The following is a 13,602-nucleotide window of genomic DNA, read 5'->3' on the forward strand; positions in this document are numbered from 1 at the left end:
AGGGATACCGGATCAGAGCGGATGCAGCACGCGGCGCAGGAAGTCTTGCGTCCGCGCGTGCTGCGGTTGGTTGAGCACGGCTTTCGCCGGCCCCTGCTCGACGATGACGCCGCCGTCGATGAACAGCACGCGATCCGCGACGTCGCGGGCAAAGCCCATCTCGTGGGTGACGACGACCATGGTCATGCCGTCATCGGCGAGCTTGCGCATCACGGAAAGCACCTCGCCGACGAGCTCGGGATCCAGCGCCGAGGTCGGCTCGTCGAACAGGATCGCCTTGGGCTGCATCGCGAGCGCGCGCGCGATCGCGACGCGCTGCTGCTGCCCGCCGGAGAGCTGCGGCGGATGCACGTCGGCCTTTTCGGCGAGGCCCACTTGCGCGAGCAGCGCTCGGCCGCGCTCCAGCGCCGCGGCGCGCGGCTCCTTCTTCACGTAGAGCGGCCCCTCGACGACGTTCTCCAGCGCCGTGCGATGCGGGAACAGATTGAAGCGCTGGAACACCATCGACACCTGCGTGCGGATCGAGACGATCGACGGCGCATTGCGATCGACGCGCGTGCCCTCGACGCTGATGTCGCCGCGGTCGTAGCTTTCGAGCCCGTTGATACAGCGCAGGATGGTCGACTTGCCGGAGCCGGACGGGCCGATGATGCAGACCACCTCGCCCTTCTCGACACCCGCCGTGATGCCCTTGAGCACCTCGACCTTGCCAAAGCTTTTGTGGACGTCGTCGAGCTCGATCATCGCTTGCCGGCCCGCTTCTCGAAATGACGGACCAACAGGATCAGCGGGATGCTCATGGTGAGATACATCAGCGCCACCAGCGTGAACACGCTGGTGTTCTTGAAGGTCGAGGAGGCGATCAGCTTGCCCTGGAGCGCGAGCTCGGCCACCGTGATGGTCGAGGCTTGCGACGAATCCTTCAGCATCATGATCATGACGTTGCCGTAGGGTGGCAGCACGATGCGCACCGCCTGAGGCAGCACCACGCGGCGCATGGTGAGCCACCAGCCCATGCCGATGGTCTGCGCCGCCTCGATCTGTCCCTTGTCGATCGCCTCGATGCCGGCACGGAAGTTTTCCGCCTGATAGGCCGAATAGGCGATGCCGAGCCCGAGGATCGCAGCCTGCAATGCGGTGAGCGTGACGCCGAGATCGGGCATCACGAAGTAGAGGTAGAACAGCAGCACGATGATCGGGATGCCGCGGATCACGTTGATCACGCTGGCGCTCAGGCCTGCGAGAAAGCCGATGCCGGAGACCCGCATCAGGGCCCAGACCAGTCCGAGCAGCGTCGAGAGGATCAGCGAGCCGATGGTGACGACGATCGTGAGCGCGACGCCGTTGAGGAGGATCGGGAAGAACTCGACGGTGTCGCGCCAAAAACCCTGCATCGGCGATCAGTCCTTCAGGCCCCATTTGTCCAGGATCTTGTCCACCGTGCCGTTCGCCTTCAGCCGGCCGAGCGAGGCGTTGATCTTGCCGAGCAGCTCGGTATCGCTCTTGCGCACGCCGATGCCGACCGAGCCGACGGTCACGGGCTTGTAGCTCGTAACGAGGCGCACTTCGGGGAAGCCACCCTGCTTGAGATTGTAGGCGAGGATCGGATAGTCGGCGAAGCCGGCCTTGAGGCGCGCGGCGTTCACGTCGCGCAGGATGTCGGGAATGGTGTCATAGGCCTTCACGTCACTGAACAGGCCCGACTTCTTCAGCGCGTCGACGAAGGCGGTGCCGACCTGCGCGCCGACGACCTCACCCTTCAGATCCTCCTGCGAGGCATAGGCCTTGGTATCGCTCTTCGGCACCACCAGGCCTTCGCCATAGGTGTAGATCGGATCGGAGAAGTCGATCACCTCCTTGCGCGGCGCGGTGATGAACATTGCGGCTGCAATGATGTCGATCTTGCTCGAGGTCAGCGAGGGGATCAGCGCCGAAAACTGCATCGGCTCGATCTGGACGTTGAGGCCGGCGTCCTTGCCGACCTCGGTGATGAGATCGACCATGACGCCCTGGATGGTGTTGGTCTTGGTGTCAAGGAAGGTGAAGGGAATGCCCGTCGGGGTCGAGCCGACCTTCAGCACCTGCTGCGCTGATGCCGGCAAGCTGGCTGCAAGGGCGAGCGCCGCGACCGCGGCCTGAACGAAACGCTTCATCGCAATCCCCCTTTTGGGTTCGGCCGATGACGGCGCGCCCGCGCAGCTTATGAGGCAGATGTTGCGAGGCGGGCCGTTTCAGCTTATTTTCACTAATATGAAATTTTGGCCACACTTTCGCGGACGATGCAAGCGGTTTTCATGCACATGAAGGAAGCGGTTTGACGTGAGCGGTGGTAAAAGAATGCGCAAGCCTGCCGCGGCGAAGAAGGCAAAGGCCGTCACCAAACCGGTCACCAAGCCGGAGCCGGCAATGGACGTCGCGGTCGGACGCCGCATCCGCGATCTCAGGCGGACACGGCAACTCTCGCTCGAAACGGTCGCCGAGCGCACGTCGCTGTCGATCGGCTTCCTCAGCCAGATCGAGCGCGGCCTGTCCTCGCCCTCGCTGCGCGTGCTCGCGACGCTCGCCGACGTGCTTGGCGTGGGCATCGCCGCGCTGTTCGGCGCGAGCCCAGGCACGGATGGCGCGTCAGATTCCGTGGTGATGCGCGGGATGCAACGCCCCGAACTGAAGCTCTGGCGCACCGGCATTTCAAAACAGCTCCTGAGCGCCGCGGGCGCCGAGAACCGGCTCAACCTGTTCCTGGTGCACCTGGAACCCGGCGGCTCGACCGGCGATGAACTCTACACCCATGATGGCGAGGAGGCCGGCCTCGTGCTCGAAGGCGAGATGATGCTGACGGTGGATGCAGACACGTGGTCGCTGAAGACAGGCGACAGCTTTCGGTTTGCCAGCCGAAGGCAGCACCGGTTTTCCAACCCGGCCGAGGATGCGAAGGCCGTGGTGCTGTGGGTGAACTGCGTGACCGGGGCGGGGTAGCGCAGTCGTCACGACGGCCGATAGACGTCCGGCCGTAGGACCTCCATGAAGCGGGACGGGCTTCCGAGCGGCTCGAACCCGAACTGGCTATACAGGCCATGCGCGTCGCGGGTCACGAGGAGAAGGCGCCTCAGACCTTGCAGGTTGTCGTGACCGACGACGTAGCGCATCAGCCATTTGGACAGTCCCTTGCCGCGATGGGTCTCGAGTATGAAGACGTCTGCAAGCAAAGCGAATGTCGACTTGTCAGTGACGACGCGGGCAAACCCGACTTGCTCCGCGCGATGGTACACACCAAAGCAGAGAGAATTCTCGATCGCACGCTCGACAACGGATCGCGGGATCCCGCGCCCAATAGCTGTCTTCTGCCAGGAACTTGTAAATGACGTCCACGTTCAAGCGGTGGGGATCGGTCGAGATCTCGTAGTCGGCGAGAAACTGTTCCATCTGCATTTACTGGATCCTTTGTTGATTGCCGCATATGTACTACCGCCTCCGTCATCCCAAGGTGCAGGCGGTATGCGCTCCTCGAAGGATGCACGACCCCGAGGCAGCCGGCCGTCGCCCTTCGAGGGCCGCTTCAGGGTGACGGTGATGGATTTGCACGCCCGATACCTCCACATCGTCATTGCGAGCGCAGCGAAGCAATCCAGGATCTCACCGCGGAGATAGTCTGGATTGCTTCGTCGCCTCGCTCCTCGCAATGACGCGGAAAGAGACGTTCAGCCAAACCGATGCGCGTAGCGATCGACCGTCAGCTCACTCGTGTCGATCTGCGGCTTCTCGCCCGACAGCATGTCCGCGAGCACCTGTCCTGAACCGCAGGACATGGTCCAGCCAAGCGTGCCGTGACCGGTGTTGAGATGGAGATTTGAATAGCGCGTGGCACCGATCACGGGCGGGCCGTCCGGTGTCATCGGGCGCAGGCCGCTCCAGAACGTCGCCTTGGAGAGATCGCCGCCGCGCGGGAAGAGATCTGTCACCGAATGATCGAGCGTTGCGCGACGCGCGGCGTAGAGCTTGTCGGAATAGCCGGAGATCTCCGCGGTGCCGCCGACGCGGATGCGATTGCCGAGCCGTGTGATCGCGACCTTGTAGCTCTCGTCCATCACCGTCGATTCCGGAGCGCCGCTGGCGTCCGTGATCGGCACCGTGATCGAATAGCCCTTCACCGGAAAGACCGGCAGCGAGATGCCGAGCGGGGCAACAAGGCGCGACGACCAGCTTCCGAGCGCGACGACATAGGCATCCGCCTGCAACAGGCCGGCGCCGGTCGCAACACCGGTGACACGCGAGGCATCCGTGACGATGCCCTTGATCGACGTATTGAACAGGAAGCGCACACCGAGCTTTTCGGCCTCTGCGGCCAGCGCCTGCGTGAACATGTGGCAGTCGCCGGTCTCGTCCTCCGGCAGCCTCAGGCCGCCGACGAACTTTTCCTTCACGCCGGCGAGTGCGGGCTCAGCCGCAATGCAGCCCTCGCGATTGAGCACCTCGTAGGGCACGCCATACTGCTTGAGCACGGCGATGTCCTCAGCCGTGCCGTCGAGCTGCGCCTGGTAGCGGAAGAGCTGGAGCGTACCCTTCGAGCGCTCGTCATATTGAATGCCGATGTCGCGGCGCAGGTCACGCAGGCAATCGCGGCTGTATTCCGCGATCGGGATCATCCGGCTCTTGTTGACAGCGTAGCGCGTGGACGTGCAGTTGCGCAGCATCTTGAGCAGCCAGACCCACATCACGGGATCGACCTTGGGCCGGATCACCAGCGGGCCGTGCTTCATCAGAAGCCATTTGATCGCCTTCACCGGCACGCCCGGTCCCGCCCATGGCGAGGAATAGCCAGGCGAGACCTCGCCGGCATTGGCAAAGGACGTCTCGAGCGCTGGCTCGCCCTGACGGTCGACGACCGTCACGTCATGGCCGGCACGCGCGAGGTAATAGGCAGAGGTGACACCGATGACACCGCTGCCGAGGATCAGGACTTTCACGTTTCGCACCACTCCCGCGGCGTTTGTCGCGCCGCTAGAGCATGATCCGGAAAAGTAGGAAGCGGTTTTCCGAAAAGATCATGCTCAAACAATAACCTAAAGCGCGATGACGAATCATCCCAATTTCATCGCGCTTTAGCAAGAACAAGGGGTCGATACCCGCGAGAGCAATTATCAGGCCACGCGTTTGATGGCGTCGCCGAGAATCGAGACCATCTGGTCGATGTGGCTCTTCTCGACGATCAGGGGCGGCGACATCGCGAAGGAATCGCCGCTCATGCGCAGGTAGAGACCCGTGTTGAAACAATCGACCATGATGTCATAGCCGCGGGCACCGACCGCGCCATCACGCGGCGCGACCTCGACCGCGCCCATCAGGCCGCAATTGCGGATGTCGACGACGTTCGGCAGACCTTTGAGCGAATGCAGCGCGTCGCGCCAGTACTCGGCGATCCCTGCGCCACGGGTGAGCAGACCCTCGTCCTTGTAGATGTCGAGCGTCGCGATGCCAGCGGCACAGGCCACCGGGTGCGCCGAATAGGTGTAGCCGTGGAACAGCTCGATCTGGCCCTCCGGGCCGGTCATCACGCCGTCATGCACCTTGCGGCTCGCAAACACGGCGCCGCAGGGCACGGTGCCGTTGGTGATGCCCTTGGCCGTCGTCATCAGGTCCGGCGTGACTCCGAAGAAATTGGCGGCGAACGGCGTACCCAGGCGGCCGAAGCCGGTGATGACCTCGTCGAAGATCAGGAGGATGCCGTGCTTGTCGCAGATCTCGCGCAGGCGCGCGAGATAGCCCTGCGGCGGCGGCAGCACCGCGGTCGAGCCCGGCACCGGCTCGACGATCACGGCGGCGATCGTCTCGGCGCCGTGCAGCGCGACGAGGCGCTCGAGATCGTCGGCAAGCTCGGCGCCATGCGCCGGCTGGTCCTTGGCAAAGGCGTTGCGGGTGAGGTCATGGGTGTGGCGAATGTGATCGACGCCCGGCAGATGGGTCGCAAAGGCGCGGCGGTTCGCCACCATGCCGCCGACCGACATGCCGCCGAAACCGACGCCGTGATAGCCGCGCTCGCGGCCGATCAGGCGGGTGCGGCTCGACTGGCCGGTGGCGCGATGATAGGCGAGCGCGATCTTGAGCGCAGTGTCGACCGACTCGGAGCCGGAGTTGGTGAAGAAGATGCGGTCAAGGCCCTTGGGGGCGATCTCCGCGAGCCGCTCGGCGAAGTCGAACGAAAGCGGATGACCCATATTGAATGACGGCGCGAAGTCGAGCGTCATGAGCTGCTTCTCGACCGCAGCGGCAATCTGCCTGCGGCCGTGGCCGGCGTTGACACACCACAGGCCCGCCGAGCCGTCGATCACCTTGCGACCATCGACGCTGGTGTAGTGCATGCCCTCGGCCGAGGAGAACAGGCGCGGAGCCTTCTTGAACTGCCGGTTGGCCGTGAACGGCATCCAGTGCGAATCGGTCTTGATGGTGTTCGGAATCTGGTGAAGGGTCACAGGCCGCTCCTTTGCTGACCCGGAAGCAGAGCCACGGCTTTAAAGGCGCAACAAGTCCTTTTCTGCATGCCCGCAACCCATTGATCTGGTTGGGGCGGCCGGTCCATATTTGCGCGATCCGCAACACCTGCAACAGGGATTTGCACCATGAGCGTCGACATCGGTGGACGGCTGCGATTCATCCGGGCGCGCCACAAGCTGTCGCAGCGCGAGCTCGCCAAACGCTCCGGTGTCACCAATTCGACGATCTCGCTGATCGAATCCAACCAGATGAACCCGTCCGTCGGCGCGCTCAAGCGCATCCTCGACGGCATCCCGATGGGGCTCGCCGAGTTCTTCGCGCTGGAGCCGGAGACGCGGCGCAAGATCTTCTATCGTGCGGAGGAGCTGACCGAGGTCGGCAAGAAGCCGATCTCCTACCGCCAGGTCGGCGACAATCTGTTCGGCCGGAGCTTGCAGATCCTGAAAGAACGCTACGAGCCCGGCAGCGACACCGGCCGTGTGCCGCTGGTGCATGACGGCGAGGAAGGCGGCGTGGTGATCTCCGGCAAGCTCGAGGTCACCGTCGAGGACGAGCGGCGCATCCTCAACCCGGGTGATGCCTATTATTTCGAAAGCCGCAGGCCGCACCGCTTCCGCTGCGTCGGCGGCAAGCCGTGCGAGGTGATCTCGGCCTGCACGCCGCCGACGTTCTGAACCGCATCTCGCGTGTCAGGGCTACGTCAGCAGCTCCTCGATCCGGATCGGGAAACGGCGCACGCGCACGCCGGTTGCATGCCAGACGGCGTTGGCCACCGCGCCAGCGCTGCCGGTGATGCCGATCTCGCCGACGCCCTTGATGCCGAGCGCATTGACGTGCGGATCGTGCTCCTCGACCGTCAGCACATCCATTGGCGGCACGTCGGCATTCACGGGGATATGGTACTCGCCGAGATCGGCATTCATGATCCGACCGCTGCGCCGGTCGGTGATGGCCTCCTCGTGCAGCGCAAAGGACAGGCCCCAGATCATGCCGCCGAGGAGCTGGCTCCGCACCAGATGCGGATTGATGATGCGGCCCGCGGCGAACGCGCCGACCATCCGCGAGACCCGGATCTGGCCGAGCTCGAGATCGACCTTCACCTCGGCAAACACGGCGCCATGCGCATGCATGGCGTAGTCGGTTTGCGCCGTCGGGTTCGGCGCGCCGGTGCCGCGCGCATCGATCTCGGCAAGGCCGGCCCGCGCGAGGATATCGGCATAGCTCTCGCCGCGGCTGTCGTCGTCGCACCGGAACAGTTTGCCGTCGCGGGCGATCACGCCGGCATTGCCGGCACCGAACAGCGGCGAGCGCTCGTCGCGAGTGGCGAGATCGGCAAGCTTTGCGATCACGGCCGCGCCGGCATTATGGATCGCGTTGCCCGCAGTCGCGGTGTGCGCCGAGCCGCCGGCGATGCCGCCATCGGGCAGGTCCGAGGTGCCGGAGCGAAAGTCGACGCGATCGACCTCGAGGCCGAGACCATCGGCCGCGATCTGCGCGAGCGCCGTCCAGGCGCCCTGCCCCATATCATGCGCGCCGATCTCTATCACGCCGGTGCCATCGCGGCGGATCGCCGCGCGCGCCTCGGCCTGGAACATCAGTGCCGGGAAGGTTGCCGTGCCCATGCCCCAGCCGACCAGCAGACCGGAATCGTCGCGCATCTGCCGTGGCGCGAGTGGCCGCTTCGCCCAGCCGAAGCGCGCCGCGCCCTGCTCGTAGCAGGCGCGCAGCGCCTTCGAGGAGAACGGTTTTCCGGTGGTCGGCTCGACCTCGGCGTAGTTCTTCAGGCGAAACGCCAGCGGATCCATGCCGCAGGCGAGCGCCATCTCGTCGATTGCGCTTTCCAGCGCAATCGATCCGCTCGCCTCGCCCGGCGCGCGCATGAACAGCGGTGTGCCGGTGTCGACGCGCGCCGCCTCATGCGTGGTCCTGATCGCAGGACTGGCGTAGAGCGTGTGCGAAGCATCGGCCGCGGGCTCGTAGAAATCGTCGTAGCTGCTCGATACCGTCTTCGCATGGTGATCGATCGCGGTGAAGCGCCCGTGCGCGTCGACGCCCATCTGCAAGCGCTGCCGCGTCGGCGCGCGATGCCCGACCGGGCCGTACATCTGCTCGCGGCGCAGCACGAGCTTCACCGGCTTGCCGACCAGCTTCGCCGCCATGACGCCGAGGATCTGCGGGCCCGTCAAAAACCCTTTCGAACCAAAACCGCCGCCGAGGAACGGGCTGCGAATCCTGATCTTCTCCGGCGCGAGACCAAACAGCTCGGCGACGCGGGCGCGCGCCATCACCATGGCCTGGCTCGGCGTATCGATCGAGAGCGTGTCGCCGTCCCACGCTGCTACGATGGCGTGCGGCTCCATGGCGTTGTGATATTGCGGCGGCGTCTCGTAGGTCGCCTCGATCCGCTTTGCGGCCGCGGCGAGCCCGGCGTCGATATCGCCATGCTGCACTTGTGCAGGGTTGCCGACGCCGACGACAGGCGGCGCAAACGTTTCGCCGGCGTCGAGACCGACGCGAGGGTTTAGCGTCTCATAGCACGGGGCCAGCAGCGCTGCGCCTTCGGTCGCCGCCTCCAGCGTCTCCGCGATCACGACGGCGATCGGCTGATTGGCGTAGCGGATCTCATCGCTCTGAAGGACCTCCATCCGGAATACGAACGGATTGGTCTTGATGTCAGGGTCGATCGCGAGCTCAGGCTTGTGTTTCGACGTCATGACGTCGACCACGCCCTTGTGGCTCCTGGCCGCCGCGACGTCGAGCGACGTCACGCGGCCGCGCGCGATGCTCGATACCGCGATCACCGCAAACAGCATGCCCGGCGGATGATGGTCCGCGGCGTAGGCCGCCTGTCCCTTGACCTTCAACACGCCGTCGCGGCGGGTCAGCGGCTGGCCCATGTTCGAGCCGTGACGGATATGAGCGGGCGCAGAGGTGAGGTTGATCTCAGGCATGCAGGGCTCCGGAAGCAAAGGGAGAGGCCGGCAGCGCCGGAATGCGCGCGGGCGTTCCAGCGGCGGCAAGGGTCAGCGCGCGCACGACGATGCGGCGCGCGAGCTCGATCTTGAAGGCGTTGTCGCCGGACGGTTTTGCATCAGCGAGCGCAGCTTGCCCCGCTGCGCGGAACGCGGACGGCTCAGGCGCGGCACCTTTCAGCATCGCTTCCGCAGCGCGGGCGCGCCAGGGCTTTGCGGCGACGCCGCCGAGCGCAAGCCGCGCCTCCTTGATCCTACCGTTCTCGATCGTCAGCCCTGCTGCGGCGGACACCACGGCAAAGGCATAGGAGGTGCGCTCGCGAACCTTGAGATAGCGCGCATGGCCCGCGAATTCCCGCGCAACGGCCGGCAGCCGCACCGCCACGATCAGATCGCCCGGCTCGAGCGCCGTCTCGCGCTCGGGCGTTGTGCCCGGCAGGCGATGTAGCGCGTCAAGGGGCAGCTCGCGCCGGCCACCCTTGCCTTCGATCTCGAGGATGGCGTCGAGCGCAACCAGCGGCACGCAAAAGTCGGAGGGATGGGTGGCAATGCAGCCTTCGCTCCAGCCGAGCACGGCATGCAGCCGGTTCTCGCCGCCGCGCGCATCGCAACCGCTGCCCGCCTCGCGCCGGTTGCAGCGGCTGGCGGGGTCATAGAAATACGCACAGCGCGTCCGTTGCAGGAGATTGCCGCCGACGGTCGCGGCATTGCGGAGCTGCGCCGAGGCGCCCGACAGCAGTGCTTCGGCGATCGCCGGATAGGCTTTTGCAAACGCGGCATCATGCGCGAGATCGGCATTACGAACGAGTGCTCCGATACGCACGCTGCCATCGGCGAGGTGCTCGATCTTGTCGAGCCCATTCAGATGCGTGACGTCGACCAGACGGTCAGGGCGACTAATGCCGCCCTTCATCAGGTCGAGCAGATTGGTGCCGGCGGCAAGATAGGTCGCGCCGGGCTGCGCGGCGGCGGTGACGGCCTCGGCAATGGTCGCGGGCCTGACGTAATCGAACGGCTTCATGCGGAGCGCCTCTGGTTGGCTTCACTGGTCTGCACCTCGAGCACGGCATCGACGATGCCGGCATAGGCGCCGCAGCGGCAGAGATTGCCGCTCATGCATTCCCTGATACGTTCAGGGTCATCGCCCGCCTGCGCTTCCCGCATCATTCCGATCGCGCTCATGATCTGGCCGGGCGTGCAGAAGCCGCATTGAAAGCCGTCATGGGCGATAAAGGCGGCCTGCACGGGATGAAGCTGGTCGCCGCGCGCAACGCCTTCGATGGTGAGGATGTCGGCGCCGTCATGGCTGATGGCGAGCGCGAGGCAGGAGTTGATCCGCTTGCCGTCGACCAGGATGGTGCAGGCGCCGCACTGGCCACGGTCGCATCCCTTCTTGGTTCCGGTCAGTTGCAGGCGCTCACGCAAGAGATCGAGCAGCGTGACGCGAGGATCATCGAGATGGAAGTCGCGCCGCGCACCGTTCACGGTGAGGCTGATGGAGTGGGTCATACAGGGCTCCGATCAGATATGGACATATGCGATCGCTTGCGCGCCACCGCCGTGGCCGCAGTCGATCTGTCGCCGCCCGAACATGAGCCGAGCCGACGTGTCGACGAAGATACGGAGGTACCCTCCGTTTAACAAGTCCCGTCGAAAAATATTGGAATTCGTCAAAAACCCCGTGCGCAAACAACGCGATGGCTCGCGCAAAGGGTTCAATCTAACCAGATCGTGATCTAGATTGGTCTGCATGGACGATCAGGTCGACAACATCCGAAAGCCCCGCGCCGACGCCGTGCGAAATCGCGAGCGCGTGCTCGAGGCGGCCAAGGCCGTGTTCAGCGCGGGCGGGCCGGAGGCGAGCCTGGAAGCGGTGGCCAGGCGCGCCGGTGTCGGCATCGGCACGCTCTATCGTCATTTTCCGACGCGCGAGGCGCTGTTCGAGACAGTTTATCGCCGCGAGGTCGAGCAGCTCGGCGAGCTCGCCGAGCAATTGAAGAGCGCCAAGGATCCGGTCGATGCGCTGCGGCGCTGGCTGCGCTCCAATGTCGAGTTCGTCGCCACCAAGAAGGGCATGTCGGCAGCGCTGGCGCTCGCGGTGCAGAGCGGCTCGGAGCTGCATGCTTTCTCTTTCGATCGGCTGACCACGGCCATCGGCTCACTGCTCGACCGCGCGGTTGCAGCCGGCCAGATGCGGGCCGACATCAGTCCGGAGGACCTGCTGCGTGCGTTCTTCGGCATGTGCTACATGCACGACCAGCCCGGCTGGCAATCGACCGCGCTACGACTGCTCGACGTCTTCGTCGACGGGCTTCGCGTGCAGCCCAAACGATCAGCGCGCGCGACGGTCAAGAAGACAAAACCGGCGGCGAAACGAAAACGATAATACGGAGCCAGTGATGCGCATTGCGGTGTTGCTGATCACGTTACTCCTGAGCTTTGCGGCCGCGCACGCCGACGACATCGCAGCCGCCAAGAGCGTGATCCGCGCCCAGGAGCAGGCTTTTGCCCGCGACGACGCCGCGGCCGCGTATTCCTACGCCGCACCCGCGATCAGGAAGATCTTCCCGGCCGCCGACATCTTCATGGCGATGGTGGAGAATGCCTACGCGCCGATCTACCGGCACAAGAGTTTTGAGTTCGGCGAGACCAAGGTCGATGGCGACTGGATCGGCCAGCACGTCCACATCATCGACGCCAATGGCGAAGCCTGGGACGCGCTTTACACGCTCGAGCAGCAATCCGACGGCAACTACAAGATCACGGGATGCTCGCTGTCGAAGGCGGGACAAGCGGTTTAGGCGAGGACTCTCGAATCGGCGATGTGCGTTTAACCTTCGCACGCAAATGCAGCCATTGCATGAGGTCCGAGAAGGGCCACAGGCCGGCATGAGCAGTTGAGCAGCAGCCAGAACAATGCAGTGGCGCAGCATCAATGGCTTGAGATAATCTTGGCCGCGGTTCGCGAGAGAAGGGACGCAAATTCGAGATCACGTGCCTTAGCTTCCGTCGGAGCGCCATAGTACATCGCGAAAGTTCCCAGAACCCTTCCGTTCGCTTCAACGGGAAACGACCAACACGCGCGGTAGCCGAACCTACTCGCCAGCCAACTCCATTCACTCCAACGTGGATCCTCCACGACGTCCGGCGTAATGACGGCACATCGCTTGGCAGCGGCTAGGCCGCACGCCAGCGATGCGGGGCCGATCGCAAATCCGTCGACATAGCGCGCATAGTCTTTCGTCATACCCGTGAGATGGTAGAGCGCAGTTCCCTGGGGATTGATGGCGCGGCTGACGACCGAACGCGTGCACCATTCCACAGAGCGCAGATGGCTAGTTTATCCATGTGGAAGCAAATTTGGCTCGACGCGAAAGTTTGTCAGGCATGCCTGCGCAATGCAAAAGGCGTCCCGTTGCCGGAACCCGTGGTAGCATGGTTCTTCGCACGGGCCGAAAGCGAAGTTAAGTTCCTCGGCGGTCTCGAATGATCCTATAGATCGAGGCGTGCTGCAGCGCATCAAGCTGAGATGCCATGGCGCGCCATTGGCCGGCCAATTCCCGGAAAGTATGAGCGATCAGCCGATCGGTGACCTTATCAGCCATCGCCTCGCACTGCTCAGCTTTCCTCATCATTTCGTCGGCGCATAACATGATCGCCAATGACTTGGACCAAACAGCGTTCCAACCCTGGCACTTTGCACTGTCGTCGTCCGGGACGCTGCCTTGCTCGACCAGCGAACTGGATCCACTCGGTGTCATTCGCTGCGAACGGGAAGCGCCCCGACGGCACCCTACGGGCGCAAGCCTCTGAGAGGAGACGCGATCTGCGCTTCACAACGCATGCTCGGTGCCCTCACGAACCGAGGAGTACGATCGTGCCCGACGAAGACAGCCTGCCACCAAAGCTCGCCGCATCCCCTGCAACAAGGGCAAGCTGATTACTGGGTGCCCATTGTTGAAGGCGGGACAGGCGGTCTAGGGCGTGGACTCCCGAGTCTGCGATGTCCGTCTAACCTTCAACAGCGTCGCAGATGCTGCCATTGCATGGGGTCCGAAGAGGGACGATTCCGTTGAAAAAGGGCGGCAGTAATCCGATGTATTGGCGTCAGCGGCGATGCGGCCGAGCGGCTGTGTCGGCC

The 13,602-nt window shown here is 64.4% G+C and carries 15 protein-coding genes; 5 read left to right on the forward strand and 10 right to left on the reverse strand.

From position 1 onward, the window contains the following. Window positions 1-12 precede the first annotated feature (12 nt). The 3 genes from SO140_RS30665 to SO140_RS30675 are packed head-to-tail and all read right to left on the reverse strand — an operon-like array spanning window position 13 to window position 2,153. Window positions 13-744, reverse strand: a complete 732-nt coding sequence (locus SO140_RS30665; protein WP_449384128.1) for an amino acid ABC transporter ATP-binding protein — start codon at window positions 742-744, stop codon at window positions 13-15. Continuing rightward, window positions 741-1,394 (reverse strand): amino acid ABC transporter permease, encoded by a 654-nt coding sequence (locus tag SO140_RS30670; RefSeq protein WP_449384129.1) that lies wholly within the window; start codon window positions 1,392-1,394, stop codon window positions 741-743. The genes SO140_RS30665 and SO140_RS30670 overlap by 4 nt, the downstream gene beginning before the upstream one ends. 6 nt (window positions 1,395-1,400) lie before the next feature. Next, complete coding sequence (locus SO140_RS30675; protein WP_449384130.1) at window positions 1,401-2,153, reverse strand: ABC transporter substrate-binding protein; 753 nt, start codon at window positions 2,151-2,153, stop codon at window positions 1,401-1,403. 184 nt (window positions 2,154-2,337) lie between these two features. On the opposite strand from SO140_RS30675, the gene SO140_RS30680 reads away from it, so the two are divergent. Further along, window positions 2,338-2,976 carry a helix-turn-helix domain-containing protein gene (locus tag SO140_RS30680; protein WP_474800715.1) on the forward strand — a complete coding sequence of 213 codons (639 nt, stop codon included), beginning with the start codon at window positions 2,338-2,340 and terminating at the stop codon, window positions 2,974-2,976. Window positions 2,977-2,984: 8 nt separating this feature from the next. Here SO140_RS30680 and SO140_RS30685 read toward each other — a convergent pair whose 3' ends face one another. The 3 genes from SO140_RS30685 to aptA form a co-directional block, all read right to left on the reverse strand. After that, entirely contained in the window at window positions 2,985-3,332 is a 348-nt protein-coding gene (locus tag SO140_RS30685) for a GNAT family N-acetyltransferase (protein ID WP_498543528.1), read from the reverse strand. Window positions 3,333-3,698: 366 nt separating this feature from the next. Then, the gene (locus tag SO140_RS30690; RefSeq protein ID WP_449384133.1) at window positions 3,699-4,964 is read right to left on the reverse strand and encodes a D-amino acid dehydrogenase; all 1,266 of its coding nucleotides are present in this window, start codon (window positions 4,962-4,964) and stop codon (window positions 3,699-3,701) included. A 174-nt stretch (window positions 4,965-5,138) separates the two neighbouring features. Continuing rightward, entirely contained in the window at window positions 5,139-6,467 is a 1,329-nt protein-coding gene (gene aptA / locus SO140_RS30695) for an omega-aminotransferase AptA (protein WP_449384134.1), read from the reverse strand. A 147-nt stretch (window positions 6,468-6,614) separates the two neighbouring features. Between aptA and SO140_RS30700 the strand changes: the two genes are divergently transcribed. Continuing rightward, window positions 6,615-7,163, forward strand: a complete 549-nt coding sequence (locus tag SO140_RS30700) for a cupin domain-containing protein (RefSeq protein ID WP_027552747.1) — start codon at window positions 6,615-6,617, stop codon at window positions 7,161-7,163. A 21-nt stretch (window positions 7,164-7,184) separates the two neighbouring features. Here SO140_RS30700 and SO140_RS30705 read toward each other — a convergent pair whose 3' ends face one another. Genes SO140_RS30705 through SO140_RS30715 form a run of 3 tightly spaced genes read right to left on the reverse strand, consistent with a single transcriptional unit; the run spans window position 7,185 to window position 10,970 of the window. Next, complete coding sequence (locus tag SO140_RS30705) at window positions 7,185-9,440, reverse strand: xanthine dehydrogenase family protein molybdopterin-binding subunit (RefSeq protein ID WP_449384135.1); 2,256 nt, start codon at window positions 9,438-9,440, stop codon at window positions 7,185-7,187. Beyond that, window positions 9,433-10,482 carry an FAD binding domain-containing protein gene (locus SO140_RS30710; RefSeq protein ID WP_449384136.1) on the reverse strand — a complete coding sequence of 350 codons (1,050 nt, stop codon included), beginning with the start codon at window positions 10,480-10,482 and terminating at the stop codon, window positions 9,433-9,435. Before SO140_RS30710 ends, SO140_RS30705 begins: the two co-directional genes overlap by 8 nt. Further along, window positions 10,479-10,970 carry a (2Fe-2S)-binding protein gene (locus SO140_RS30715; RefSeq protein WP_449384137.1) on the reverse strand — a complete coding sequence of 164 codons (492 nt, stop codon included), beginning with the start codon at window positions 10,968-10,970 and terminating at the stop codon, window positions 10,479-10,481. The genes SO140_RS30710 and SO140_RS30715 overlap by 4 nt, the downstream gene beginning before the upstream one ends. A 241-nt stretch (window positions 10,971-11,211) precedes the next feature. On the opposite strand from SO140_RS30715, the gene SO140_RS30720 reads away from it, so the two are divergent. Beyond that, complete coding sequence (locus SO140_RS30720; protein WP_474800711.1) at window positions 11,212-11,847, forward strand: TetR/AcrR family transcriptional regulator; 636 nt, start codon at window positions 11,212-11,214, stop codon at window positions 11,845-11,847. 13 nt (window positions 11,848-11,860) lie between these two features. Beyond that, complete coding sequence (locus SO140_RS30725) at window positions 11,861-12,262, forward strand: DUF4864 domain-containing protein (protein ID WP_449384139.1); 402 nt, start codon at window positions 11,861-11,863, stop codon at window positions 12,260-12,262. Window positions 12,263-12,393: 131 nt separating this feature from the next. On the opposite strand, the gene SO140_RS30730 is transcribed toward SO140_RS30725, so the two are convergent. Beyond that, window positions 12,394-12,708: a GAF domain-containing protein gene (locus tag SO140_RS30730; RefSeq protein WP_449384140.1), complete on the reverse strand. Its 315-nt coding sequence runs from the start codon at window positions 12,706-12,708 to the stop codon at window positions 12,394-12,396. A gap of 259 nt (window positions 12,709-12,967) precedes the next feature. Here SO140_RS30730 and SO140_RS30735 point away from each other — a divergent pair, with 259 nt between their 5' ends. Next, window positions 12,968-13,111, forward strand: a complete 144-nt coding sequence (locus SO140_RS30735) for a hypothetical protein (RefSeq protein WP_474800708.1) — start codon at window positions 12,968-12,970, stop codon at window positions 13,109-13,111. Window positions 13,112-13,602 lie beyond the last annotated feature (491 nt).

Source organism: Bradyrhizobium sp. UFLA05-108 (genome assembly GCF_059803455.1).

What these genes read in the sequence shown, in the direction of transcription:
- SO140_RS30725 (WP_449384139.1), top strand. Translation starts at nt 11,861, where the DNA reads ATGCGCATTGCGGTGTTGCTGATCACGTTACTCCTGAGCTTTGCGGCC.
- SO140_RS30665 (WP_449384128.1), bottom strand. Translation starts at nt 744, where the DNA reads ATGATCGAGCTCGACGACGTCCACAAAAGCTTTGGCAAGGTCGAGGTG.
- SO140_RS30670 (WP_449384129.1), bottom strand. Translation starts at nt 1,394, where the DNA reads ATGCAGGGTTTTTGGCGCGACACCGTCGAGTTCTTCCCGATCCTCCTC.
- SO140_RS30705 (WP_449384135.1), bottom strand. Translation starts at nt 9,440, where the DNA reads ATGCCTGAGATCAACCTCACCTCTGCGCCCGCTCATATCCGTCACGGC.
- SO140_RS30730 (WP_449384140.1), bottom strand. Translation starts at nt 12,708, where the DNA reads ATGACGAAAGACTATGCGCGCTATGTCGACGGATTTGCGATCGGCCCC.
- SO140_RS30710 (WP_449384136.1), bottom strand. Translation starts at nt 10,482, where the DNA reads ATGAAGCCGTTCGATTACGTCAGGCCCGCGACCATTGCCGAGGCCGTC.
- SO140_RS30680 (WP_474800715.1), top strand. Translation starts at nt 2,338, where the DNA reads ATGCGCAAGCCTGCCGCGGCGAAGAAGGCAAAGGCCGTCACCAAACCG.
- SO140_RS30700 (WP_027552747.1), top strand. Translation starts at nt 6,615, where the DNA reads ATGAGCGTCGACATCGGTGGACGGCTGCGATTCATCCGGGCGCGCCAC.
- SO140_RS30675 (WP_449384130.1), bottom strand. Translation starts at nt 2,153, where the DNA reads ATGAAGCGTTTCGTTCAGGCCGCGGTCGCGGCGCTCGCCCTTGCAGCC.
- SO140_RS30720 (WP_474800711.1), top strand. Translation starts at nt 11,212, where the DNA reads ATGGACGATCAGGTCGACAACATCCGAAAGCCCCGCGCCGACGCCGTG.
- SO140_RS30715 (WP_449384137.1), bottom strand. Translation starts at nt 10,970, where the DNA reads ATGACCCACTCCATCAGCCTCACCGTGAACGGTGCGCGGCGCGACTTC.